At 68.5% G+C, this 24,346-nt stretch carries 24 protein-coding genes; 13 read left to right on the forward strand and 11 right to left on the reverse strand.

Translation table 11 applies throughout. The features are described 5' to 3' along the window. Positions 1-41: 41 nt before the first annotated feature. The 8 genes from ACWDUA_RS01290 (at position 42) to ACWDUA_RS01325 (ending at position 10,609) form a co-directional block, all read left to right on the forward strand. On the forward strand, positions 42-1,703 hold the full coding sequence (locus ACWDUA_RS01290) for an FAD-binding dehydrogenase (RefSeq protein WP_449749192.1): 1,662 nt from the start codon (positions 42-44) through the stop codon (positions 1,701-1,703). Between the two features lie 83 nt (positions 1,704-1,786). Further along, positions 1,787-2,833 carry a Dyp-type peroxidase gene (locus ACWDUA_RS01295; protein ID WP_449749193.1) on the forward strand — a complete coding sequence of 349 codons (1,047 nt, stop codon included), beginning with the start codon at positions 1,787-1,789 and terminating at the stop codon, positions 2,831-2,833. Between the two features lie 55 nt (positions 2,834-2,888). Next, a complete protein-coding gene (locus tag ACWDUA_RS01300) occupies positions 2,889-3,689 on the forward strand; it encodes a family 1 encapsulin nanocompartment shell protein (RefSeq protein ID WP_449749194.1) in 801 nt (266 codons plus the stop codon). After that, positions 3,686-4,963: an acetyl-CoA hydrolase/transferase family protein gene (locus ACWDUA_RS01305; RefSeq protein WP_449749195.1), complete on the forward strand. Its 1,278-nt coding sequence runs from the start codon at positions 3,686-3,688 to the stop codon at positions 4,961-4,963. The genes ACWDUA_RS01300 and ACWDUA_RS01305 overlap by 4 nt, the downstream gene beginning before the upstream one ends. A 102-nt stretch (positions 4,964-5,065) precedes the next feature. Then, positions 5,066-6,799 (forward strand): ABC transporter ATP-binding protein, encoded by a 1,734-nt coding sequence (locus ACWDUA_RS01310; protein WP_449749196.1) that lies wholly within the window; start codon positions 5,066-5,068, stop codon positions 6,797-6,799. Further along, the gene (locus ACWDUA_RS01315; protein ID WP_449749197.1) at positions 6,796-8,757 is read left to right on the forward strand and encodes an ABC transporter ATP-binding protein; all 1,962 of its coding nucleotides are present in this window, start codon (positions 6,796-6,798) and stop codon (positions 8,755-8,757) included. The genes ACWDUA_RS01310 and ACWDUA_RS01315 overlap by 4 nt, the downstream gene beginning before the upstream one ends. An 85-nt stretch (positions 8,758-8,842) precedes the next feature. Then, positions 8,843-9,508, forward strand: coding sequence for a hypothetical protein (locus ACWDUA_RS01320; protein WP_449749389.1), 666 nt, complete (start codon positions 8,843-8,845; stop codon positions 9,506-9,508). 150 nt (positions 9,509-9,658) lie between these two features. Further along, positions 9,659-10,609, forward strand: a complete 951-nt coding sequence (locus tag ACWDUA_RS01325; protein ID WP_449749198.1) for a hypothetical protein — start codon at positions 9,659-9,661, stop codon at positions 10,607-10,609. Positions 10,610-10,659: 50 nt separating this feature from the next. On the opposite strand, the gene ACWDUA_RS01330 is transcribed toward ACWDUA_RS01325, so the two are convergent. Then, positions 10,660-11,577, reverse strand: a complete 918-nt coding sequence (locus tag ACWDUA_RS01330; protein WP_449749199.1) for a D-isomer specific 2-hydroxyacid dehydrogenase family protein — start codon at positions 11,575-11,577, stop codon at positions 10,660-10,662. Beyond that, on the reverse strand, positions 11,574-12,050 hold the full coding sequence (gene rnhA, locus ACWDUA_RS01335) for a ribonuclease HI (RefSeq protein WP_449749200.1): 477 nt from the start codon (positions 12,048-12,050) through the stop codon (positions 11,574-11,576). Before rnhA ends, ACWDUA_RS01330 begins: the two co-directional genes overlap by 4 nt. Before the next feature lie 95 nt (positions 12,051-12,145). On the opposite strand from rnhA, the gene ACWDUA_RS01340 reads away from it, so the two are divergent. Further along, entirely contained in the window at positions 12,146-12,919 is a 774-nt protein-coding gene (locus ACWDUA_RS01340; protein WP_449749201.1) for a methyltransferase domain-containing protein, read from the forward strand. A gap of 51 nt (positions 12,920-12,970) precedes the next feature. On the opposite strand, the gene ACWDUA_RS01345 is transcribed toward ACWDUA_RS01340, so the two are convergent. Continuing rightward, entirely contained in the window at positions 12,971-14,176 is a 1,206-nt protein-coding gene (locus ACWDUA_RS01345) for a citrate synthase (RefSeq protein ID WP_449749202.1), read from the reverse strand. A gap of 138 nt (positions 14,177-14,314) precedes the next feature. Between ACWDUA_RS01345 and ACWDUA_RS01350 the strand changes: the two genes are divergently transcribed. Together ACWDUA_RS01350 and ACWDUA_RS01355 are read left to right on the forward strand one after the other, a co-directional pair. Next, positions 14,315-15,448 carry a citrate/2-methylcitrate synthase gene (locus ACWDUA_RS01350; RefSeq protein WP_449749203.1) on the forward strand — a complete coding sequence of 378 codons (1,134 nt, stop codon included), beginning with the start codon at positions 14,315-14,317 and terminating at the stop codon, positions 15,446-15,448. Positions 15,449-15,477: 29 nt separating this feature from the next. Next, the gene (locus ACWDUA_RS01355) at positions 15,478-16,005 is read left to right on the forward strand and encodes a DUF1697 domain-containing protein (RefSeq protein ID WP_449749204.1); all 528 of its coding nucleotides are present in this window, start codon (positions 15,478-15,480) and stop codon (positions 16,003-16,005) included. 84 nt (positions 16,006-16,089) lie between these two features. Here the strand turns inward: ACWDUA_RS01355 and ACWDUA_RS01360 are convergent, their stop codons facing one another. After that, the gene (locus ACWDUA_RS01360) at positions 16,090-16,419 is read right to left on the reverse strand and encodes a winged helix-turn-helix transcriptional regulator (RefSeq protein WP_449749205.1); all 330 of its coding nucleotides are present in this window, start codon (positions 16,417-16,419) and stop codon (positions 16,090-16,092) included. A 97-nt stretch (positions 16,420-16,516) separates the two neighbouring features. Here ACWDUA_RS01360 and ACWDUA_RS01365 point away from each other — a divergent pair, with 97 nt between their 5' ends. Next, entirely contained in the window at positions 16,517-17,137 is a 621-nt protein-coding gene (locus ACWDUA_RS01365; RefSeq protein WP_449749206.1) for a malonic semialdehyde reductase, read from the forward strand. A gap of 31 nt (positions 17,138-17,168) precedes the next feature. Here the strand turns inward: ACWDUA_RS01365 and ACWDUA_RS01370 are convergent, their stop codons facing one another. The 4 genes from ACWDUA_RS01370 to ACWDUA_RS01385 form a co-directional block, all read right to left on the reverse strand. After that, entirely contained in the window at positions 17,169-17,651 is a 483-nt protein-coding gene (locus ACWDUA_RS01370) for a hypothetical protein (RefSeq protein ID WP_449749207.1), read from the reverse strand. 61 nt (positions 17,652-17,712) lie between these two features. Continuing rightward, positions 17,713-18,183 carry a MarR family winged helix-turn-helix transcriptional regulator gene (locus ACWDUA_RS01375; RefSeq protein ID WP_449749208.1) on the reverse strand — a complete coding sequence of 157 codons (471 nt, stop codon included), beginning with the start codon at positions 18,181-18,183 and terminating at the stop codon, positions 17,713-17,715. Positions 18,184-18,358: 175 nt separating this feature from the next. After that, on the reverse strand, positions 18,359-18,775 hold the full coding sequence (locus ACWDUA_RS01380) for a CoA-binding protein (protein ID WP_449749209.1): 417 nt from the start codon (positions 18,773-18,775) through the stop codon (positions 18,359-18,361). A 10-nt stretch (positions 18,776-18,785) separates the two neighbouring features. Further along, complete coding sequence (locus ACWDUA_RS01385) at positions 18,786-19,706, reverse strand: hypothetical protein (protein ID WP_449749210.1); 921 nt, start codon at positions 19,704-19,706, stop codon at positions 18,786-18,788. A 155-nt stretch (positions 19,707-19,861) separates the two neighbouring features. On the opposite strand from ACWDUA_RS01385, the gene ACWDUA_RS01390 reads away from it, so the two are divergent. Beyond that, entirely contained in the window at positions 19,862-21,112 is a 1,251-nt protein-coding gene (locus ACWDUA_RS01390) for an alpha/beta hydrolase family protein (RefSeq protein WP_449749211.1), read from the forward strand. 31 nt (positions 21,113-21,143) lie between these two features. Here ACWDUA_RS01390 and ACWDUA_RS01395 read toward each other — a convergent pair whose 3' ends face one another. The 3 genes from ACWDUA_RS01395 to ACWDUA_RS01405 all read right to left on the reverse strand — a co-directional run bounded on the left by ACWDUA_RS01395 (position 21,144) and on the right by ACWDUA_RS01405 (position 24,240). Further along, positions 21,144-22,466: an NAD(P)/FAD-dependent oxidoreductase gene (locus tag ACWDUA_RS01395; RefSeq protein ID WP_449749212.1), complete on the reverse strand. Its 1,323-nt coding sequence runs from the start codon at positions 22,464-22,466 to the stop codon at positions 21,144-21,146. Between the two features lie 68 nt (positions 22,467-22,534). Continuing rightward, on the reverse strand, positions 22,535-23,626 hold the full coding sequence (locus tag ACWDUA_RS01400) for an amidohydrolase family protein (RefSeq protein WP_449749213.1): 1,092 nt from the start codon (positions 23,624-23,626) through the stop codon (positions 22,535-22,537). Continuing rightward, the gene (locus ACWDUA_RS01405; protein WP_449749214.1) at positions 23,623-24,240 is read right to left on the reverse strand and encodes a TetR family transcriptional regulator; all 618 of its coding nucleotides are present in this window, start codon (positions 24,238-24,240) and stop codon (positions 23,623-23,625) included. Before ACWDUA_RS01405 ends, ACWDUA_RS01400 begins: the two co-directional genes overlap by 4 nt. Positions 24,241-24,346: the final 106 nt, after the last annotated feature.

Raw genomic sequence — 24,346 nt, forward strand, 5'->3', positions numbered from 1 at the left:
GCCACGGTTAGGGTCGGTGCCAACCCCCGAGGAGGTCCCGCGTGACACATCAGCAGGCCGACGCCATCGTCGTCGGAGCCGGATTGGCCGGTCTCGTCGCCACCTATGAACTCACCCAGGCCGGTCGCAAGGTGATCGTGGTGGACCAGGAGAACCGCAACAATCTCGGCGGGCAGGCGTTCTGGTCGCTGGGCGGGCTGTTCCTGGTCGATTCGCCCGAACAGCGGCGGCTCGGCATCCACGACTCGGCCGAGCTCGCCCTGCAGGACTGGATGGGTTCGGCCGGTTTCGACCGCGAGGACGAGGACTACTGGCCGCGACAGTGGGCGCGCGCCTACATCGACTTCGCGGCCACCGAGAAGCGTCAGTACCTGCACGATCTGGGTCTGCGGATCACCCCCGTCGTCGGATGGGCCGAACGCGGCGGTGGCTTCGCCGACGGCCACGGCAACTCGGTCCCCCGATTCCATCTGACCTGGGGTACCGGCCCCGAGGTGGTGCGGGTGTTCGCCGAGCCGGTCCTCGAGGCCGAACGCCGCGGCCTGGTGGAGTTCCGCTTCCGTCACCGCGTCGACGAGCTCGTCGTCGACGACGGCGCGGCCACCGGGGTGCGCGGCGCGCTGCTGGAGGCGACCGACCTCGACCGTGGGGTGGCGTCGAGCCGCGAGGTGGTCGGCGAGTTCGAGATCCGGGCCGGCGCGGTGATCGTGACCAGCGGCGGTATCGGCCACAACCACGATCTGGTCCGCGAGAACTGGCCGACCGATCGTCTCGGCCCCGCCCCCGCGACGATGATCTCGGGAGTGCCCGCCCACGTCGACGGCCGCATGCTCGCCATCACCGAGGACGCCGGTGCCAGCCTGGTCAACCGCGACCGCATGTGGAACTACACCGAGGGCATCGTCAACTGGGATCCGATCTGGCCCGACCACGCCATCCGGATCATCCCGGGACCGTCCTCACTGTGGCTGGACGCCAACGGTGACCGCCTCCCGGCACCGAACTTCCCCGGATTCGACACCAACTCGACGATGAAGGCGATCCTGGCGACAGGCCACGACTACTCGTGGTTCATCCTCACCCAGTCGATCATCGAGAAGGAGTTCGCGCTGTCGGGCTCCGAGCAGAACCCCGATATCACCGGCAAGGATCTGACGTTCGCCGCCAAGAGCCGCCTCGCCAAGGGAGCACCCGGTCCGGTGGCGGCATTCGTCGAGCACGGCGAGGACTTCGTGACGGCCGACAACCTCGCCGAACTCGTCACCAAGATGAACGGGATCGCCCGCGGCCCCCAGCTGGACCTGCGGAAGATCGAGCGGGTGGTGTCGGCGCGCGACGCCCAGGTCGCCAACAAGTACTCCAAGGACGCGCAGATGATGGCCATCACCAATGCGCGCCGGTATCTCGGCGACAAGGTGGTGCGGGTCGCCAAACCTCACCGACTGCTCGACCCCGAGCACGGTCCGCTGATCGCGGTGCGGCTCAACATCCTCACCCGCAAGACCCTCGGTGGCCTGGAGACCAACCTGGACTCGGCGGTGATGCGCACCGACGGTTCGGTGTTCGACGGCCTGTACGCCGCCGGCGAGGTCGCGGGCTTCGGCGGAGGCGGGGTGCACGGCTACAACGCGCTGGAGGGCACCTTCCTGGGCGGGTGCATCTTCTCCGGCCGTGCCGCCGGGCGGGCCGTCGCCCGACGGTAGCCGCGGACGTCGACGCCGAGGCCCGAAGCACGTGCGCCGACGGTCCCGGGTGAACCCGGACGGGAGGGACTAGGGTGGATCGGGTGCCGGTACCGCAGACGATCCTGACACGGAAAACCAAACATGCCCTGTTCCTCGTCCTGACGATCGACGCCGGTGGTGAGGACACCGTCCGGGATTTCCTGGGCGAGTTGGGGTCCCGCATCAACTCGGTGTCATCGCGGGCGCCGGAACAGGCCCTGACCGCGATCGTGTCGATCGGTTCGGACGCCTGGGACCGATTGTTCACCGGGCCTCGCCCCCGCTTTCTACACCCGTTCGTCGAGGTCGCCGGTGAGGTGCACACCGCGCCGGCCACCCCCGGGGACCTGCTGATCCACATCAAGTCCGACCAGACCGACCTCTGCTACGAGCTGGGCCGTCTGGTGATGGCCGACCTCGGTGACGCGGTCACCACTGTCGGCGAGGTGCACGGCTTCCGCTATTTCGATCTCCGTGACCTGATCGGCTTCGTCGACGGTTCGGAGAACCCGGTGGGCCAGGCCGCGGTCGACGCCATCACCGTCGGCGCCGACGACCCGGGATTCGCCGGCGGCAGCTATGTCGCGGTGCAGCGCTATGTTCACGACTTCACGGCCTGGAACGCGCTGGGCGTCGCCGAGCAGGAGAATGCGATCGGCCGGACCAAACTCGACAACGTGGAGATGTCCGACGAGGTCAAGCCGACCAATTCGCACATCGCCCTGAACGTGGTCACCGACGCCGACGGCGAAGAGATCGAGATCGTGCGCGACAACATGCCCTACGGCGACGTCTCCGGCTCCGGCGAGGCGGGCACCTTCTTCATCGCGTACTCGTCGTCGCCGGACATCACCGAGACGATGCTGCGCCGGATGTTCGTCGGCGAACCGGTCGGCAACCACGACCGCCTCCTCGACTTCACCACGGCGGTGACCGGTGTGCAGTTCTTCACGCCGACAACCGATTTCCTGGAGGATCTGCCGGACCGACCCTCGGCCGACGCCTCGGCCGAGGACGAGTCGGCGACCGACCCGGACGCCCCGTCCTCACCGGCACCCACCCGCCCACGCCCCGCGGACGGTTCGCTGGGTATCGGCTCGCTGCACTGATCTCGACCGGACCGACCTCGACAGCCCCCACCCGCCGAAACACAAGGAGCGCATCATGAACAACCTGCATCGCGAACTCGCCCCGATCTCCGCGTCGGCGTGGGAGGCCATCGAGGAGGAGGCCGCGCGGTCGTTCAAGCGCAGCATCGCCGGCCGTCGGCTCGTGGAGGTCAAGGGCCCGTTGGGACTCGAGGCGTCGTCGGTGACCCGCGGGCACCGCACCAAGATCGACTCCCCCGCCGACGGCATCCTCGCGTTCAGCCGCAACGTGCAGCCGCTGGTGGAACTCAAGGTGCCGTTCACCGTCACCCGTGAGGCGATCGACGACGTGGATCGCGGTGCGGCCGACTCGGATTGGGACCCGGTGGTCGACGCGGCCCGCCAGCTCGCCCTGGCCGAGGATCGCGCGATCTTCGAAGGCTATGCCGCAGCCGGGATCTCGGGCATCCGGTCGGAGACCTCCGCGAGCCCCATCGCACTGCCGGAGGACGTGCGGGACTACCCGGAGGCGTTCAGCCAGGCGCTGTCGACACTGAAGCTCGCCTCGATCGACGGCCCGTACTCGATCGCCGTCTCGGCCGACGTGTACAACCTGATCAACGAGACCTCCAACCACGGCTACCCGGTGAGCCAGCACATCAAGCGTCTGATCGACGGTGAGATCGTCTGGGCCCCGGCCATTTCCGGTGCATACGTACTGTCCACCCGTGGCGGCGACTTCGAACTCACCATCGGCCAGGATGTGTCGATCGGCTACGACTCGCACGACGCCGACCGCGTCAACCTGTACTTCCAGGAGTCGTTCACCTTCCTGGCCTACACCGGAGAAGCCGCCGTCGCCCTGACCCAGGCGTGAGTCTGCCGGGTCCGGTCCCGGCATCGAGGTTGCTCGACCACCTCGAACCGGGTACCCAGGTCATCGCACCGATCTTCGTCGGCTGCCCGGAGAGCCTGCTCGATGCCCTCGAGGAGGGCAACGAGCAGCTGACCGGGGTGCGCGTGCACAGCATGGGCGAGTACCAGGAACGGGCGTACATCCGCGGCGAGTTCGGTGACCGGCTGCGGCATGTCGGCTACTACCTCGGGCCCGGCACGCGGGCCGCATTCGCGCGCGGCGAGTGCGACCTGGTCCCGAATCACTTCTCCGAGATGCCGTTCCTGCTCAGGGCACTCGACGGCCCCAAGGTGGTGATCGCCGCGGCCAGCCTGCCCGACCGGCACGGCTACTTCTCGCTGGGCACCAACGCCGACTACTGTGCAGCCCTGATCGGGGAGGTGCCGTTCTTCATCGAGGCCAACCGGCAGATGCCCCGCACCCACGGCGAGAACCAGATCCACATCGGTCAGGTTCTCGGTTGGACCGAGGTGGACCGGCCGCTGTTCGAGCAACCGGCCACCACCACCACCGACCCGCGCGACCGCGCCATCGCCGAGTACATCGTCGACCGGGTCCCCGACGGGGCGTGTATGCAGTTCGGCATCGGCAGCGTCCCCGACGCCATCGCCGGTCTGCTGCAGGGACATCGCCGCGATCTGGGCATCCACACCGAAGTGCTCACCGACGGGATCATGCGGCTCGTCGAATCCGGCACCGCGACCGGCGCCCACAAACGCCACCATCGCGGTCTGGCGGTGGCGACCTTCGCGCTCGGTTCCCGGGCCCTCTACGACTGGATGGACGACAACCCGGGCGTGGCGTTGATCCCGGTGGATCAGACCAACGACCCGCGCCGGGTGGGTGCCGAACCACGGATGGTGTCGGTCAACGCCACCACCGAGGTCGACCTGATGGGTCAGGCGGCCAGCGAGACCATCGCCGGCCGCTATCACTCGTCCTCGGGCGGACAGGTCGACTTCGCCCGCGGCGTGTTGTACTCCGAGGGCGGACAGGGCTTCCTGGTCACCCGGGCCACCACCTCCAAGGGGCTGAGCAAGATCTCCGCGCGGCTGACCCCGGGGAGCGTCGTCACCACCCACAAGAACACCGTCGACCACGTCGTCACCGAGTACGGGGTGGCACAGCTGCGCGGCCGGTCGCTGCGGCAGCGGGCGTCGGCGCTGATCGGGATCGCCGCACCGGAGCATCGTGACGATCTCACCCGGCAGGCCCGCGCACTCGGCCTGCTGTGACCGGTCCGGTGTGACGGTCTGATGCGGCCGTCCGGGGGTGCACACCTATTGCGATGGCCGTGCGCCGCCACCAGTTGCTAGCGTCGATCGGGTGAGCGCCGTATGTTGACCCAGCTGATCCGCACGTACCTGGCCCGCTATCCGTTCCATGTGGTCGCGGTGATCGGATTGCAGACGGTCGCCACCGCGGCCATGCTCTATCTCCCCACCCTCAACGCCGACATCATCGACCAGGGTGTCGCCCGCGGTGACACGAACTACATCCTGAACATCGGCGCGTGGATGCTGCTGGTCACGGTGGTGCAGATCGTGTGCACCCTGGCCTCGCAGTATTTCGGTGCCCGTGCGGCCCTCGGTGCGGGGCGCGACATCCGCCATGATCTGCTGCACCGCATCAACACCTTCTCCGCCCGTGAGGTGGGGTCGTTCGGGGCGCCGTCGCTGATCACCCGCACCACCAACGACGTGCAGCAGGTGCAGCTGCTGATCGTGATGAGCACCGCGATCCTGGTGATGGCACCGATCATGTGTGTCGGCGGCATCGCGATGGGAATCCATGTGGCGCCGAGCCTGTGGTGGTTGCTGCTGGTGGCGGTGCCCTTCCTCGGGGTGACCATGTCGACGATCATCGCGAAGATGATCCCCGGCTTCCGCGCGATGCAGGTGCGTCTCGACGCGGTCAACCGCATCCTGCGCGAGCAGATCACCGGAATCCGGGTGGTGCGCGCATTCGTCCGGGAACGCCATGAGATGCAGCGGTTCTCCGTCGCCAACGACCAGTTGTCGGCGTCGACGCTGCTCGTCGGCCGGCTGATGGCGATGATGCTGCCGGCGGTCATGCTGATCACCAACCTGGCCATCGTCGCGATCATCTGGTTCGGCGGGCATGCGGTCTCCGACGGCACCGTCGAGATCGGCGCGCTCACCGCGATGATGAGCTACGCGATGCAGATCATGATGTCGGTGATGATGGCGTCGTTCCTGGCGATGATGGCGCCGCGCGCGGCGGTGTGCGCCGAGCGGATCACCGAGGTGCTCGACACCGAGACATCGGTGCGTCGCCCGGTTCGGCCGGTGGGATTCGCCGACCGCGGGGCCGGTGTCGAATTCGTCGGCGCGGGTTTCCGCTATCCCCGCGCGGACGAGAACGTGCTCACCGACATCGACTTCCGGGTCACCCCCGGCACCACCACCGCGATCGTCGGATCCACCGGGTCGGGAAAGACCACCCTGATCGGCCTGGTACCACGCCTGTTCGACGTGACCGACGGTTCGGTACGGGTGGGCGGAACCGATGTCGCCGAACTCGATCCGGACGAGCTGCGGTCGGTGATCGGCCTCGTCCCGCAGCGCCCGTACCTCTTCTCCGGGACCGTGGCCTCCAATGTGCGGCACGGCAGACCAGACGCCACCGACGACGAGATCTGGGAGGCTCTGCGGGTCGCGCAGGCCGCCGACTTCGTCTCGGCGATGCCCGACGGCCTCGACACCCCGATCGCGCAGGGTGGCACCACCGTCTCCGGTGGCCAGCGTCAGCGACTGGCGATCGCCCGGGCCCTGATCCGACGTCCGGCGGTGTACCTGTTCGACGACTCGTTCTCCGCGCTGGATCTCACCACGGACGCGAAACTGCGTGCGGCACTGCGGCCGGCGACCGCCGACGCCTCGGTGCTGATCGTCGCGCAGCGCATCTCCACCATCGTCGACGCCGATCAGATCGTCGTCCTCGACCGTGGTCGCATCGTCGGCCTGGGTCGGCATGACGACCTGCTCACCTCGTGCGAGACCTACGCCGAGATAGCGCGGTCCCAGCTGTCGATCGGAGAACCGGCATGACCCGCGGTGGTGCACCCGGCGGTGCGGGTTCCGGCGGCCCGGGGCCGGGCCGCGGCCCGATGGCGGCCGGACCTGTTCTGGAGAAGGCACATTCGTTCGGCCCGTCGATGAAGCGTCTGGTCGGGCGGCTGATGGCGTACCGGCTGCGGATGATCACGGTGTTGTCGGCGATCGTCGGGTCGGTGATCCTGCTGGCCGTGGCGCCACGCATCCTCGGGCATGCCACCGACCTGATCTTCAACGGCATCGTCGGCCGTGAGCTGCCCGCCGGTCTCTCCAAAGCCGAGGCGGTACAAGGACTTCGCGACCGTGGGCAGGGCACCCTCGCCGACATGGTGTCGGCGATGGATCTCACCCCCGGCGTCGGAATCGATTTCACCGCGGTCGGGCAGACCCTGCTGATCGTCGCGGTGTGTTATGCCGCGTCGTCGTTGTTGTCGTGGCTGGCGTTCACCGTGCTGAACGTGGTGGTGGTGCGCACCATCACGCAGCTGCGCGCCGAGATCGAGGCCAAGGTTCACCGACTTCCGTTGCGCTACTACGACGCCTCGGCGCGCGGGGATCTGCTCAGCCGTGTCACCAACGATCTCGACAACCTCTCGCAGAGTCTGCAGCAGACGATCTCGCAATTCGTGAACTCGGTGCTCACGGTGATCGCGTTGCTGGTGGTGATGATCTGGATCTCGCCGCTGCTGGCCCTGATCGCGGTGGTGACGGTGCCGCTCGCGGTGATCGCGACCGCGGTGATCGCGCGACGTTCCAAACCGCACTTCATCGCCCAGTGGTCCTCGACCGGCAAGCTCAACGCACAGATCGAGGAGGCGTTCACCGGCCACGAACTGGTCAAGGTGTTCGGCCGGCAGCGTGAGGTCGAGGACACCTTCGACGAGCGCAACGAGAAGCTGTACCAGTCGAGTTGGCGGGCGCAGTTCATCTCCGGCATGGTGATGCCGACGATCATGTTCCTGGGCAACCTGAACTATGTCGCGATCGCGGTGGTCGGCGGTCTGCGGGTGGCGTCGGGCAGTCTGTCGCTCGGCGAGGTGCAGGCGTTCATCCAGTATTCCCGGCAGTTCACCCAGCCGCTCACCCAGATCGGCTCGATGATCAACCTGATGCAGAGCGGTGTGGCATCGGCGGAGCGGATCTTCGAGATCCTCGACGCCGAGGAGGAGATCGGCGACCCGGCCGTTCCGGAGTCCCCGGCGGTCTCGCGCGGCGAGATCGCGTTCGAGAACGTGTCGTTCCGCTATGTGGAGGACCGGCCGCTGATCGAGGATCTGTCGTTGGTCGCGTGTCCCGGGCACATGGTGGCGATCGTCGGGCCGACCGGTGCGGGCAAGACCACGCTGGTCAACCTGATCATGCGGTTCTACGACGTCGACGCCGGGCGAATCCTGCTCGACGGGGTGGAGACCCGGCACATGACCCGCGACGACCTCCGCGAACGCACCGGCATGGTGCTGCAGGATTCCTGGCTGTTCGGCGGCACGATCTACGACAACATCGCCTACGGTGACCCGACGGCGAGCCGCGAGGAGGTGCTCGAGGCGGCGCGGCTGAGCCACGTCGACCACTTCGTGCGCACCCTGCCCGACGGCTACGAGACGGTGCTCGACGACGAGGGCGGCGGCGTGAGTGCCGGCGAACGACAGCTGATCACCATCGCGCGGGCGTTCCTGGCCAAGCCGGTGATCCTGATCCTCGACGAGGCGACGAGTTCGGTCGACACCCGCACCGAGCTGCTGATCCAGCAGGCGATGGCCAACCTGCGCGCCGACCGCACCAGTTTCGTGATCGCACATCGTCTGTCGACGATCCGCGACGCCGACACCATCATCGTCATGGAGGACGGTCACATCGTCGAACAAGGCGATCACGAGCAGTTGCTCGCCGCCGAGGGCGCCTACTGCCGGCTGTACCGCAGCCAGTTCGCCGGTGCGATGGATGCCGAGTGACAGCTCCGCCGGGAACTGGTGACTGCGCGCGATGAGTGCGGGCCTCGCCACCGCGGGATCTGAGTAGAGTTGTGGCGTGGACCACATGCTCATGTCCGCCGGTGAGTACTGGTGGCTGATCTTCCCGATCGCCGGGGTGGCGGGTGGCTGGGCGAAGTCGGTGGCGCGCTACAACGAGAAGCGCCGCCAGGACAAGCTCGAGCTGGCCCGGATCAAGGCGTCGGCGGCCACCGAGCAGTTGCGGATCACCCAGGCCGACGCCGCGCAGGTGAAGCGCACACTGGCCCGGCACGACGAGACCCAGGCCCAGTGGTTCGCCTACGAGCTCGACCTGGCCACCCTGATCGAGTTCCCGATGCTGATCGACATGCGGGAACCGCTCACCCTGGCCTTCCACGAGGCCAGGGTGCGCGCCGACGACCTCCGGCCGAGCCCCGACCAGACCCTCGACCCGGCGTCCTTCGCCGCCTACCGCGACGCCGTCCAGGCCTACGCCGCGGCCTTCGACGCCGCCGAACGCGAGGCGCGTCGGCGCAAGCAGTCCGACTTCTCGCCGATCGAGCGGGAATCCCTCGACCGCGCCCGCAAGCTGATCGGGATCGCCGCCGACGACGCGGCCACCCCCGCCGAGCGGCAGGCCGCCTACCGCCGCGCCCGTGCCGAGCTCGACGGCCTGATCGACGTCCCTCCGCCCGCCGCCGAAGTCCTCGAACGCGGTATCGCCGGCGAACTGGAACGCGGCCACGAGTAGGTGCGCGAAGAACTCCTCGGTGCGCGGTGGGCTACCACCTGCGCGGTAGATCCACCGCGTAGGTGACAAGTGCGTGGGGATGTACTCAGCGACCCTGAGATATATCGCCGCAAGTGACACCAGTCGACGTCGCGCTGCGTCCAATCCTGCATGACCACGTTCCCGGCCGACACCCACGGCATTCTCCTGCGTCGCGAGGCACCGGCCCCCGGCATCACCGACAACCAGCTCGCGCGCGCCGCCAGGAGCGGTCAGCTGGTCCGCATCTGGACCGGCGCCTTCGTGCCGAGGGACCGGCTCCCGGCCAAGGCCATCGACCTGCACCGGCTCCGGATCCGCGCCGCGATGGACCACTCCGGTGCAGATCAGGTGGTCAGCCATCAGTCCGCTGCGGCGCTGCACGGCTTGGAGATGCTGCTGGCGGACCTCGGCCGCGGCCACGTCACGAACGGAGCCGCCAGGGGAGGGCGCATCGACGCGCACGAACATGTCCACAACGGCGCCTTCGACGCCCAGGAGATCGTCGTCGTCGACAGCATCCGGGTGACCAGCCTGGAGCGCACCGCGGTCGACGTCTCCCGCAGTGTGGGGCAGTTCGCCCCGGCGCTGAGCGTCTGTGATCCCGCCCTGCGCCTCGGCGCCGACCGCGAACTCATGACGCAGATGCTCGCCGGTCGCGGCGCAGGCGTGAATCTCGCGAGATATGCTCTGGGACTTGCTGATCCGTTGTCGGAGAATCCGGCGGAGTCGTGGGGTCGGGCGCAGATGATCGCCGCCGGTCTGGCCGTCCCCGAGTTGCAGCACGCCTTCCACGATGACGACGGCAACCTCGTCGCACGCGCCGACTACCACTGGGAGGGTCTCGTCGGCGAGTTCGACGGGTTCGTGAAGTACGCGAAACTGCTCGGCGCCGACCAGGATGCGTCGGCGGTCGTGGTGGACGAGAAGATCCGCGAGGACAAGGTCCGACGGTGCGGTGTGGTCGTGATCCGGTGGATCTGCGCGGACCTGACGGCGAACCGCGTCGTCGGCATCGTCACGCCGGAGCCGACCCGGTTGGGGCTGGTGTCAATCCCCACTCACGTGTCACGTGCGCGGTAGATCCAGCACGCACGTGGTAGCTGCCCGCGCAGGTGGCAGTTCCCCGCGCATCAGTAGTCGCGGTCCGCCGACACCGTCGCGATCAGCGGTTCACCCGCGACGAACGCCTCGATGTTGCGGGCCACCCACGGCGCCATCTCCCGGGTCAGCCCGGATGCCGGGTTCGCCACATGTGGGGTGATGATGACATTCGGCAACGACCACAGCGGGTCGTCGGCGGCGGGCGGCTCGGGATCGGTGACATCCAGTGCGGCACCGGCGATCTCACCGTCACGCAGTGCCGCGTACAGCGCCTGCTGATCGACCAGCGGCCCGCGCGCGACGTTGACCAGCCAGCAGTGCGACGGCAATGCGGCCAGGCTCGTGGCGTTGATCAGGTGATGCGTCTCGGCGGTGGCCGGGGCGGCGAGGATCACGTGGTCGGTCGCCGGCCACACCTCGTCCATCTCCGACGACGGCAGGGTGCGCGCCGCACCCTCGACGGGATGTCCGGACCGGTTGACCGCCAGGACGTCGGCACCGCAGGCACGCAGCCGCGGCATCAACGACGCCCCGATACCACCGGCACCGATGATCGCCACGGTCGCACCGCGCAGGGTGCGCACGGAGGTGTCGATCGGCTCCTTGGCCCAGTGATCGCGCACCGAGGTGTGGATCTGGCGCAACCCGGCGAGCAGCAGCGCGAGGGCGTGCTCGGCGACGTTCTCCGCGTAGAACCCGGACGCATTGGTCCAGATCCGCTTGTCGTCGATCACCCCCGCCGCCACGAAGGCCTCGATCCCGGCGGTCTTGAGCGCCACCCACTCGATGCCGTCCGACAACGTCGGGAAGCCGTCCGGGCCACCGAGCCAGATCAGCACCCGTGCCTCGTCCAGACCGGTCACCCGGGCGCCGGTCTGTTCCACGGCGGCGACGATGTACTCGTCGGAGACCGGTTCGACGGCGACCGCCAGGCCCGCCGCGCTCACGACTTCACCGTCCGCGCCGCCGAGGTCGCCAGCTGATCGGCGATCTCGTTGTAGTGGTCGCCGTTGTGGCCCTTCACCCAGCGCCACGTCACCTGATGCCGTTTCTCCTCCTCGACCAGCCTGCGCCACAGATCCGCGTTCTTCACCGGTTTCTTGTCCTTGGTCTTCCAGCCGTTGGACTGCCAGCCGGCCACCCACTTGGTGATGCCGTTACGGACATAGCTGGAGTCGGTGTAGAGAACCACCGACGACGGGCGGGTCAGGGCGGCAAGTCCCTCGATGGCCGCGGTGAGTTCCATCTTGTTGTTGGTGGTGTCCGGATCGGCGCCGGAGATCTCGCGTTCGTGGCCCTTGTACCGCAACACCGCACCCCATCCACCGGGTCCCGGATTGCCCAGGCAGGCGCCGTCGGTGGAGATCTCGACGACGTCGTCGCCACCTTGTTCGTCGTCCGCACTGCCGTTGCTCACCATTCCACCGAGATTACCCAGGCGGGTGGTCGCGCAAGGAAACAACCTCGCCGCGCACAGCCCTCCCGCCGATCGCCGAATCGCTCTAGGGTGGAGTCATGCCTGTCTGGGATCCAGCACGCTACCTCCAATACGCCGACGCCCGCGCACGCCCGTTCCTCGACCTCATCGCCCAGGTCCCGACCGACCCGGCCACCATCGTCGACCTCGGCTGCGGCCCCGGTCACCTCACCCGTCACCTCCGTGCGAGATGGCCCGACGCACAGATCCTCGGTATCGACTCCTCGGCGGAGATGATCGACGAGGCCCTACGCGCCAACGCCGACCCGGGCGCCAACTACGACATCGCCGACGCCGACGACTGGACCCCGTTCGAGCCGGTCGACCTGATCCTGTCCAATGCGATGTTCCAGTGGGTCGAGAACCAGTTCGAGGTGATCGGCCGGCTGCTCACCCACCTCAACCCGGGTGGCACCTTCGCCGTCCAGGTACCGAGCAACGCCGACTCCCCGACCCGCACCCTGCTGGCCGACCTCGCCGCCGCGGAACCGTACGCCACACATCTGCGCGACGTCCGCCGGCTGAGCCTCATCGACCCGATCGAGTACCTCGAGTTCTTCAGCGAACGCGGCTTCACCGTCAACGCCTGGGAGTCGACCTACCTGCACGTCCTGGTCGGTGACGACCCGGTGTACGAGTGGCTGTCGGGGACCGGCGCACGCCCCTTCCTGCAGGCCCTGCCCGAGGACCTCGCCAAACAGTTCGCCGACGACCTCAAGACACGTCTGCGCGAGGTGTTCCCGGAACGGCCGTGGGGCACCACGATGCCGTTCCGCCGGACCTTCGCGGTGGCCACCGCGTTCGAGAACTGAGCCGGGCCGGATTTCGCCCGTCCTGTCGCGGGTTCCGGGTGGTGCGGCAGCTCAGCGCGGGTGGACACCGGTGTAGATGCCCTCGGGCCGGAACCGCAGACGGGGTGCCCGGTACTCCTCGAGCGCGTGGGCGACCCAGCCGGCCATCCGGGCGATCGCGAAGATCGTCTCGGCGGCGTCGGGGCGCATCCGGAACCGCAGGGCGAGCGCGGCCAGCGCGAGGTCGGAGTTGACGAAGTCGCCGTCGCCGAGCGAGTCGACCACGGCGGCCAGCGCGGCCATCACGCGCCGATCGCCGCCACCGATCCGGCCGAGCATCGCGATCAGGCATTCCGCGCGGGGATCGTGCCGGCGGTAGACGACGTGCCCGGTGCCGGGAATCGCCACATCGCCGTAGTGCGCCTCGGCGAGTGCCGCGGTCGGATCGTCGAGGGCACCGGCGAGGAATCGATACGCCAACGTCGTCGCACCACCGTGCATCGGCCCGTCGAAGGCACCCAGGCCCGCACCGAGCACCGCATACACGCTGCCCCGTGCACTGGCCGCGACTCGGGCGGCGACAGTGCCGGCGGACATGTCGTGGTCGGCCAACAGGATCAGGGCGGCGTCGAGCAGCCGGGTGGTCGACGCCGTCGCCGGCTCGTCGGTCAGCCGTGGCCACAGTCGTTGCGCCAGTGAACCCTCTGGACGGCCGTCGCCGATCACGTCGACGGCGGTGTCGATCACGGCTGCCGCCCGCCGTGTGACCGATTCGTCGTCTATCTTGTGGCGCAACGGATCTCGTGCACCCAGAAGATCGACGACGAGTCTGATCCGATCCAGCCCTCGGCTCTGCGGTCCGGCGAGTGCACGCACCGATGACGCCACCGCGGGATCGGCGCCACCGACCCACGGACGTTGCCACAGCAACGCGGCGACCCCCTCGAGGGTCTCGTCGCGGGCGAGATCGGTCGCCGACACCCCACGGTAGTGCAGCCGATCGTCGCGGAGCAGGGTGAGCTGGGTGGCGATGCGTTCGGCGACGCCGGTGGGTGGCCGGTGACGGACGCCGTCGCGGAGGCGTTCCACCTCGTCGACGGCGAACACACTGCCCTCGTGACCACTGATCCGCTGACTGTGCAGGCGCCCGCGGCTGACATAGGAGTAGATGGTGGATGTCTTGATAGCCAAAACCTTTGCGACCTGATCGGTGGTCAGGTAGTCCCGGCCGTCATGACGGATCGGGGTAGGGAATCGACGTGTGTGCATACGGTCCACATATTGATTGAATCAACATTGACGCACCCTGATCAACCCCGTCATCGTGGGCTCATGACCCACCCGGGTCACCCATCACAGGAATCGACCCCACTTCAGGAAATCGACCCCACTGCAGGAATCGAGGAGGAGCACCCCATGACCGAACCCCTGATCGCACCGCCGGGACTGCACGACGTGATCGTCGCCGACACCGAGATCGGTGACGTTCGCGGGTTGGAGGGCTACTACCACTACCGCGGACACTCGGCCATCGAGCTGGCCCGGACCCGCTCGTTCGAGGAGGTCTGGTATCTGTTCGCGCACGGCCGGCCACCCACCGCAGGCGAATTGTCGACGTTTGTCGACGAGACCTCGGCGTGTCGTGCACTTCCCGACGATGTCGGCGGAATCCTCACCACCGCAGCACTTCTCGGTGGCGAGCGCGAATCCCTCGCCGGTCTGCGGACGGTGCTGTCGGCAGTCGGCCCGGCCACCGGGGCCCGCCCACTGTGGGATTGCGACGACGCCGCACGCCGGGCCCAGGCCGTCCGCGTGGCCGCACTGACCCCGACCATCCTCGCCGCCCTGCACCGCATCCGCACCGGCGAACAGCCCCTGCAACCGCGCCCCGACCTGGGTGTCGCCGCCAACTGGCTCCACCTGGTCACCGGACGCACCCCCGACCCCGCGCACGTCCGGGCGATCGAGCACTATCTGATTGCCACCATCGACCACGGGTTCAACGCCTCCACCTTCACCGCCCGGGTGATCGCATCGACCGGAGCCGATGCGTTCGCCGCGGTCTGCGGCGCGATCGGCGCGTTCTCCGGCCCGTTGCACGGCGGCGCCCCCGACCGTGCACTCGATGCGCTCGACGAGATCGCGGCGCACGGCGACGCCCACGTCTGGGCACGCGAGCAGGTGGCCGCGCATCGGCGGATCATGGGGTTCGGCCACGCCGTGTATCGCACCACCGATCCGCGTTCGGTGATGCTGCGTGAGATCGCGCTGGAACTCGGTGGCCCGCTGGTGGAGCGAGCCGTCGAGGCCGAGGCCGCGATCACCGAGGTGCTCGCCGAGGCGCATCCGGATCAGCCGCGGTATGCCAACGTGGAGTTCTACGCCGGCGTGGTGATGGAATGCTGCGGCGTGCCGCGGGCGATGTTCACCCCCACCTTCGCGGTCAGCCGCACCGTCGGCTGGTGCGCGAACATCCTCGAACAGGCCCGGGTCCGCAAGATCATCCGACCGGCCGCACGCTACGTCGGACCCACGCCGAGCGCCGGATGACCGGCCACCTGGCGTGCCACACTGGACCCATGACACGCCAGGTGTTCCTGATCCGCGCAATCAACGTGGGCGGGGCCAAACTCCCGATGGCCGAATTGCGGGAGATCGCAGCAGAACTGGGTGCGACCGACATCGCCACCCACATCGCATCGGGCAATCTGCTCGCGGTTCCATCGGGCACCGCCGAGCAGTTCGCCCGCGACCTGGAGTCGGCGATCGAGGAGCGCTACGGGTTCTACCGTGAGGTCATCGGGCGAACCGCGGACCGATTGCGGGACGCGGTGGCCGCCTACCCGTTCGTGATCGACGAGGAGAAGTTCGCCCACATCTACTTCCTCACCGGAGCACCTACCAGCGAGGCCGCAGACGCACTGGTACACAAAGACTTCGGTGCCGACGAGCTCGCCGTGATCGGCGCCGACCTGCACATCCGGTATGCGAACGGGGTCGCCGGCACCAAGCTCACCGCCCCACTGATCGCACGGACCCTCGGAGTGCAGGGCACCGGACGCAACCTGCGTACCGTCAGAAGGCTGATCACCCTGACCGAACAGTGACGTGCTGAACAATGACGTGCCGAACAATGACGTGCTGAACAATGACGTGCCGAACAATGACGTGCCGAACAGTGACGGGTGCGATCAGGTCCGGAGATTGTCGGTGGCCCACGCGGTGATCTCCCGCAACGACGGGAGCAGCGCCTCCCCGGATGCGGTGAGGCTGTAGCTGACCGCGATCGGCGGACCGTCGTCGACGACCCGCTCCACCAGGCCGGCCCGCCCGAGCTCACCGAGGCGGTCGGACAATACCGAGTCGGAGATCCCGCCGACCGCCCGTCGCAGCTCGGCGAAGCCCGCCGGACCCGACAGCAATGTCGCGAGAATGACTCCGTTCCAACGCTTTCCGAGGAACTCGAAGGCCCGGATCAGCGCGGCGTCGCACTCACGCGGTTCACGCTCACCGGTTGCCATACTGCCGAGCGTAGCAACCGTGCTACCGTTGCCCTAAGTCACTAGTTTTTTCGAAGCGACATCTGGCAACCGAGTTGTACCCCCGAAGGAGAGCATGATGACCGAACTCGCAGAGAATCTGCCCGGAACCGCACCACTCGACGAGAACGGTCGGTCGACGCTGTTCACCGCGGCCCGCACCGCGAACAGTTTTGCGTCCACCCCGGTCGGCGACGACGAACTCCGCGAGATCTGGGAACTCGCGAAGTGGGCCCCGACGGCCGCCAACACGCAGCCGCTGCGCGTGCTGTTCGTCCGGACCGACGAGGGCCGGGAACGCCTGGTCCGGCACATGTCCGACGGAAACAAGGACAAGACCGCCTCGGCACCGGCGGTCGCCGTCCTCGCCGTCGACACCCAGTTCCACGAGCACATCCCGACGCTGCTCCCGTTCCGTCCCGAGCTTGCCGACGTGTTCGCAGCGAACGACGAGATGCGCAGCACCACAGGATCTTTCAACAGCGCACTGCAGGCTGGTTACTTCATCCTCGCGGTGCGGGCGCTGGGCCTGGCCGCCGGCCCGATGGCCGGCTTCGATTCCGACGGCGTCGACGCGGAGTTCTTCGCCGACGGCCGGTGGAAGTCGATTCTCGTCGTCAACATCGGCCACCCGGGCGAGAACCCGTGGTTCGACCGTCTGCCCCGCCTCGATCCCGCCGACAGCACGCGCTGGGCGTGACCGGCGTCGAACCGGCCACCAGGGCCGGAGGTCACGTTCGGGCGATCGCTGCGATGACGTCGTCGATGTCGGAGCGCTGCTGCTCGAACGGGGCCTCCCACAACTGACGGGGGAGTTCCTCGAGGCGCTTGACGGCGGTCTCGAGCTCCTCGAGGCGCTCGTCCTTCTCCCCGCCGACGAGATGCTGTGCCGCGATCAGTGAGTCGTCGAGGGTGAACACCGCGTCGTCGAGACGATCACGTTCGGTGAGGGTTGCCGGGTCGTGGGGGATGGCCGGGTTCTGGTGCACGTCGGCGATCGCATAGCGAACCCGGCGGTGCAGCAAGGCCTCCGGCGAGGTGGCGGTGGTCCAGTCCTCGGGCGCCCGGCTCGCCTTGCCCGGGATGAGGTCGGTGGAGTGAGCGAAGGCGCGGATACGCTTGTCGGAGTCCCAGGCGAACCACACTGCCCCGGCCAGGATGCTCACTGCGACGACGACGATCACGACGACCACGATGATCCCGATGGTTGACATACCCCGACCCTATCCCCCGACCGGGTTCATCGATGCCGACACGGGGCCGATCGCCCGACCGTCACTCCTGATCCTGCGCGGCACGCACCGCTGCGGCGTTGACCCGGGTGAGAACCGAATGCAGTTCCTCGAGGTCGGGTACCCCCACCCCGAGTGCCTCGACCACCTGGTGCGGGATCGGGAGCGCCCGGGTGCGCAGGGCACGTCCCTCGTCGGTGAGGTCGACGTCGACATTGCGCTCGTCGTCGTCGCGGCGCCGCCGCACGATCAGCCCGTTGGCCTCGAGCCGCTTGAGCAGAGGCGAGAGCGTCGCCGAGTCGAGTTGCAGCACCGTGCCGATGTCCTTGACCGCGCGCGGGGACTCCTCCCACAGCGCCAGCATCACCAGATACTGGGGATGGGTCAGGCCCAGCGGATCGAGCAGTCGGCGGTAGATCCGCAGCACCGACCGGTTCGCCACGGCCAGCGCGAAACACACCTGGCGTTCCAGCAGCAGCGGATTGTCGGCGGTGGCCACCTCGGATTCGGTCATCGGCGTATCGCTCCTTCCCGCGTGCCCCATGGTAGGCGCCGCGGGTCCCGATTCCCCGCGGCGCTGTGGTCCCCCGCTGCGTCTTCCCCCACTGCGTACTCCCCCGCTGCGTCTTCCCCCGCTGCGTACTCCCCCGCTGCGTCTTCCCCCTGCCCCGTGATCCGGCGCCACCCGCTCAGGCCGACGGGGTGATCCCGGTGCGACGCTGCTCGATGATCAGGCACCGGTCCTCGACATAGAGCAGTCCGGCCGATTCGGCGATCTCCCGCGCCTCCGGCGAGCTGATCCCGAGTTGCAGCCACAGGGCGTCGGCACCGGCGGCGACCGCCTGCCGGGCGATCTCCGGGGTGTCGGCGGAGGGCCGGAACACGTCGACCAACCCGACCTGCTCGGGGATGTCGGCAAGGGTGCGGTAGACCTTCTCGCCGACGATCTCGTCGGCGGTCGGGTTGACCGGGATGATCCGCCAGCCCAGGTGCTGCATGTGGGCGGGGACCTCGTTGGCCGCCTTGGCGGGATTCGCACTCGCCCCCACCACGGTGATGGTGTCGTAGGTGCGCAGGATCTGTTCGACAACCTCATCGGTGCTCATGACGGCCAGTCTAGGTCGGCGTGTCCGCGCCCTTGAGGAGCGGCGCCCGCCGCGTGGGATCGGGCGTATCGGCGGTGGTGGAGCTGCCCGGGTCGTCGATGGTGGTCAGCCAGGCGACGGTGACCGCACCGATGATCGCGCCGACGAAGCCGACGTAGGCCATCCATTGCAGACCGTCGACTGCCTTGTCGCCGAGGAACAGCACACCGATGATCGACGGTCCGCCGGTCTCGCCCACCACGAGCACGGCGGTCACGGCGTTCACCGGGCCGAGCTGCAGGGCGACGGTCTGAACGTAGAACGCGACCGCACCTCCGATCGCGATGGTCCACGCGGCCGGGTCGGTGATCAGGGTGAGCAGGTCGAAGGGGTGGATGCCCTCGAGGACTCGGGCGGCCACCGCGAGGGCGCCGTACATGATCCCCGACAGCGCGCCACCGAACAGGGCGCCGCGCTCCTTGAGCAGGGTCAGGATCACCAGTCCCACCAGCGCGAGGGCGGTGGTGATGCCGAACAGCCACCAGTGGAAGGTGAACGACGCCTTGGTGGTCGCCTCGTGTCCGGCGGAGGCACCCAGCATGCACAGGGCGCCCACGACGAGGAAGATCGCCGCCCAGTCGCGGCCGCGCAACGTGGTGCCGAGCAGCACGGTACCCAGGAGTGCGGTGATCACGAGGTTCGCCGAGACGATGGTCTGTGAGAGGAACAGCGGCAGCATCCGGGCCGCGACGCCGCCGCCGAAGAAGCCGATCATCACCAGCAGGGTGCCCACCAGGAATGCCGGGTCGGTGAACGCCGCCAGGGTCGACTTGGCCGATGCCGCCTCGCCCTGGGCGCGGGCGGCCCGCTGGGCCCCGAGCGCCCGCAGGACCGTCGACAGCCCGTAGGCCACCGCCGCCAGGGATGCGGCAATGACACCGATCGCGAACATCTGGCCTCCTGAGCCCGGGGTGTCGGGTCACGTCCCGATTGTCTGCACGTCCCGATTGTCTGCACTGCCCGATTGTCTGCACTGACCGTAGTACGACTGCACGACCGGTTCCGAACGAGCACACTATGGCGGGGGGGACGTCGTGAGGAGACCACATGGAACTTCGGCACCCGACACATCGCGCCTACTCGCGGGGCTTCTACCCCGACGACGGCCGTGACTTCGAGGTCCGGCTCCTCCTGGGGTATGCCGCCTCCGGTGGCTCCGACGCCGGCGAGGTACTGACCACCATCGACGGCCTCGGCGACGGCCACCCCGACGCATGGGCGGACGCATGGCTGGCGCTGGGCCGGCGGGTGGCGTCGTCGGCACGGGCCGCGCAGGCCGGCGGCCACACGATCAGCGCCGCATCGGCCTATCTGCGGGCGGCTAACTATCTGTCGACCGCCTTCGACGGGCTCGACGGCATCGGCACCGACAGCGCCCGGCTGGCGGTGTTCGCCGAGCACCGCGCCGCCTGGGACGGGTTCCTCGAGTGCGGGCCGTTCACCGCCCGCAGCATCGAGATCCCGTACGAGGGAACCACACTGCCCGGGTGGTTCGTCGGTCCCGATCGAGCCACCACCGGTGGCCTCCGGCCGACGCTGGTGATGGTCAACGGCAGCGACGGATCGGTGTCGGCGGTGTGGTGCGCCGGCGCGCGCGCAGCCCTCGAACGCGGCTACAACGTCCTGCTGTTCGACGGCCCCGGCCAGCAGTCGATGCTGTTCGAACACGGGATGGGGTTCCGGCCCGACTGGGAGGCGGTGCTGACCCCGGTCACCGACACCCTGCTGGGGTTGCCAGAGGTGGATCCGGATCGGCTCGCGGTCTACGGCATCAGCCAGGCCGGCTACTGGGTGCCGCGAGCGCTGGCCGTCGAGCACCGGTATGCCGCGGCCGTCGCCGACCCCGGGGTGGTGGATGTCTCGGCGTCGTGGCTGACACATATGCCCAAGTCACTGGTCGCGATGCTCGACGACCCGACCGCGGCGACGAAGTTCGACCGCGACATGAAACTCGGCATGACCGGACAGAAGGCGTTGCAACGCATGTGGGAGTGGCGGGCCCGGCCATACGGCTCGGACGGCCACTACTTCGATGTGCTGCAGCGGGTCCGCGAGTACACCCTCACCGACCAGATGGCCGCGCAGATCACCACGCCGATGCTGATCACCTCGCCCGAGGGCGAGCAGTTCTGGCCCGGGCAGTCCGAGCGGCTGGCGGCGATGATGACGAGTGCCCGCACCGACGTCGTCGACTTCACCGCCGCCGAGGGTGCGAGCGGACACTGTCAGCCGATGGGGCGGGCACTCACCGCCGAGCGCATGTTCGACTGGCTCGACACCGCACTCGCGGCCCGGTGATCCCGCCTCCCGCCCCGGGATTCACCTTGTCTCAGAACGACTTTCGAGCGGTCTGCGGATCGCCGTAGGTGATCGCCCGTTCTCGCCGGGTATCGGTCATCAACGACGTCGCCCAGACCAGCACGGTGCCGGCCCGGTTGCGGATGCCGGCGAGGAACGCGATGTGGATGGCACCCCACGCGATCCAGCCCATCCGCCCCGACAGCCGGACCCGCCCGGCCTCGAGGAGCGCGTGACGACGGGCGATGTAGGCGGCGCTACCCAGGTCGCGGTAACGGAATCCCGGTCGGTCGGTACCGCCGGCCGTGAGGCCCGCGATCACCGCACCGGCATGCCGTCCGCCCTGCATCGCCACCTCGGCGACGCCGGGAAGCCCACGGTGTGAACTCATGTCGCCGACGACGAAGATCTCCGGATGCCCATCCACCGACAGGTCGTCGCCCACCGGGATGGTGCCGCCACGCGCCTGCTCGACGCCGAGCGCCGTGGCGAGCGCACCGGCGAAGGGCACCGCCTCGACACCGGTGGTCCACAGGGTGGTGTGGGCCGGATAGGTGGTGATCGTGCCGGTGATCTTGTCGGTGGTCTGCACCGCGTCGGCGGTGACATCGGTGACGTGCACGCCGAGATGGGTTTCCACGCCGATCTCGTCGAGGGTCGCCTGCGCCCGCGCCGACAACGTCTCGCTGAACGAGGGCAGCACCCGGTCGGCTCCGTGGAACAACAGCACCCGGGCCTCGGCGGGGTCGATGGAGCGGAACTCGCGCTCGAGCGCGAGTGTCGCCAGTTCCCGGATCTGCCCGGCCAGTTCGACGCCGGTCGGGCCACCGCCGGCCACCGCGAAGGTCAGCCACGGGGTGCGGGCCGCCGGGTCGGACAGGGTCTCGGCCACCTCGAACGCGGCGATGATCTTGCGCCGGATGGCGAGTGCGTCGTCGAGGGTCTTCATCCCGATGGCGTGGTCGATCAGGTGCTCGTTGCCGCGGTAGGAGGTACGCATCCCGGCCGCGACGACGAGATAGTCGTAGTCGATCTCGGCCACCGACGAGTCCATCCGGGTCACGGTCACCGTCCTGGCGACCGGGTCGATGCCGGTTGCCTCGGCGCAGTACACCTCGGCATTGCGCTGTCGGCGGAGCAGGTGCCGGATGGGCGTGCTGATCGATCCCTCCGACAGCACCCCGGTCGCGCACTGATAGAGCAGCGGCTGGAACAGATGACTGGTCCCGCGGTCGATCACCGTCACCGAGACATCGGCGTCGCGCAGGCGTCGTGCCGCGTTGATCCCGCCGAAGCCGGCACCGATGATGACCACGTGGGGACGGCCGACACGGCCGGGATCCGTTGAGCGCACAGCACCGATTCTGTCATCACAACCCACTGACCGGGCGCCCGAACACGGTCACCGGGCACCGCGGTCGCTCATCCCACCACACTCGCGAGTCGCGGCAACTCCCGCAGCGGGTTCCTGCGTTCGATCTCCATCCGCTGGGCCGCGGTGAACACCGTGCTCAACCCCGGTGCGGGGTCACCGCCGCCGTCGAGGTAGACGGCCTGGCTGAACGGCCAGTCCGAACCGAAGACGATGTGCGAGCGTGGCGCCACCGCGAGCACACTGCGCATCGCGGCCTCCGAGGCGCTCAACGCGGTGTCGAAGTAGAAGCCGCGGATCAGTTGTGCCACGTCGAGCGCCGACGGGCGGGGCGCGCCGGCGGGCCATCGGGTGGCGACCGGGGTCTGCGCGGCCACCCCGATCCGCCAGGACAGGAACGGCAGCGTCCCGCCGGCGTGGGCCAGCTGGAACCTGATCCCGGGATATCGCCGCAAGGTACCGCCGGCCAGCATCAGCGTGGCCGCCCGCGTGGTGTCGAAGGTGAACTCCTCGAGGAAATCCGGTAGCGGCAGTTCGGGTTTGGCGTTCGCCGGGACCATGGCGGGATGGACGAACACGAATGTCCGACGTCGGTTGAGCTCGGCCATCAGCGGCTCGAACCGCGGATCCCCCAGGTACACACCGTCATACGCACTCAGCAGGACGACGCCGTCGAGATGCAGGGTGTCCAGGGCATAGGCCAACTCCGTGATCGACGCCGCCACGTCGGGCATCGGGAGCACGGCGAACGCGCCGAACCTGGCCGGGTGGGTCCGGACGAGCCCGGCGGCGTAGGTGTTGCAGTACCGGGCCATGTCGCGGGCGTCCTCGCCATGGAGGTAGGACACCCCGGGATCCGACGCCGACAGCACCTGCGCGGCGATCCCCCAGCGATCCATGAAGTCGATCGCCGACTCCGGTGACCACGAGGGGATCGGGTAACCGCCGATGGTCAGATGCCCGTGTTCGATGAGCGACGCCCGGTATCCCGGCGGCAGGAAGTGGGCGTGCAGGTCGATCCGGTACCGACTCGTGGGCGCGGCGTGTGCCACCGCATCCTCGGAAGCCAGGGCCGCACCGGATGCCAACGCCGCCGCGCCGGCTGCGGCGAACAATGATCGGCGGGTGACCGGCCCGGTCATCGGCCGTCCTCGGCCAGACGTGCGGCGGCGTCCAGGATCATGTGTCCGTGGAGCCCGAACAGCGCGATGAGATCCACGGAGTCGCCGCCGATCTCCTTGGCGATGAACAGCCCGTCGGCGCCCGCCATCGCATAGGTCACGAGCTGCTCCACCGCCGCGGCGTCGAGATCGGGCGCGAGTTCGACAGCCGCCTCCCGCAAACGCCTCAGGGCCTGCGCCCGGACCTCGACGAACATCCGGCGGGCGCGGGGCTCCACCGGACGCCGCTCCAGCGCGAGCATCAGGCCGAGCCGGAGGAAATCCGGCGACTCGGCCAGCGCCTTGGCGACGTTCATGGCCAGGTCGGCGACGCGCTCGGACGCCGAACCCTCGTCACCGAGCGACCACGCCGACAGCCATCGCCCGAAGCTGCGCTCGATGACCGCTGCGATGAGGTCGTCCTTGTCGGCGAAGTGCCAGTAGATGGAGCTCGCCGGCAACCCACAGCGTTTGCTGACCACCGCGATGCTGGTGCCCTCGTAGCCGCGCTCTGCGGCGATCTCGGTTGCGGCGTCGAGGATCTTCGCCCTCGACGCCTCACCGTTGGCACGTGTGCGCCGAGGTGTGGAACCCATCCGACCCTCCTCCTGTGATTCGTCGGCCACTTTCTGTAGTGGTCGCTACGGTAGCCCCTTGACGCCTCTCCCGGCAAGCATTTACCGTAGCGATCACTACAGCAAC

This window comes from Gordonia sp. NPDC003376, assembly GCF_053589235.1.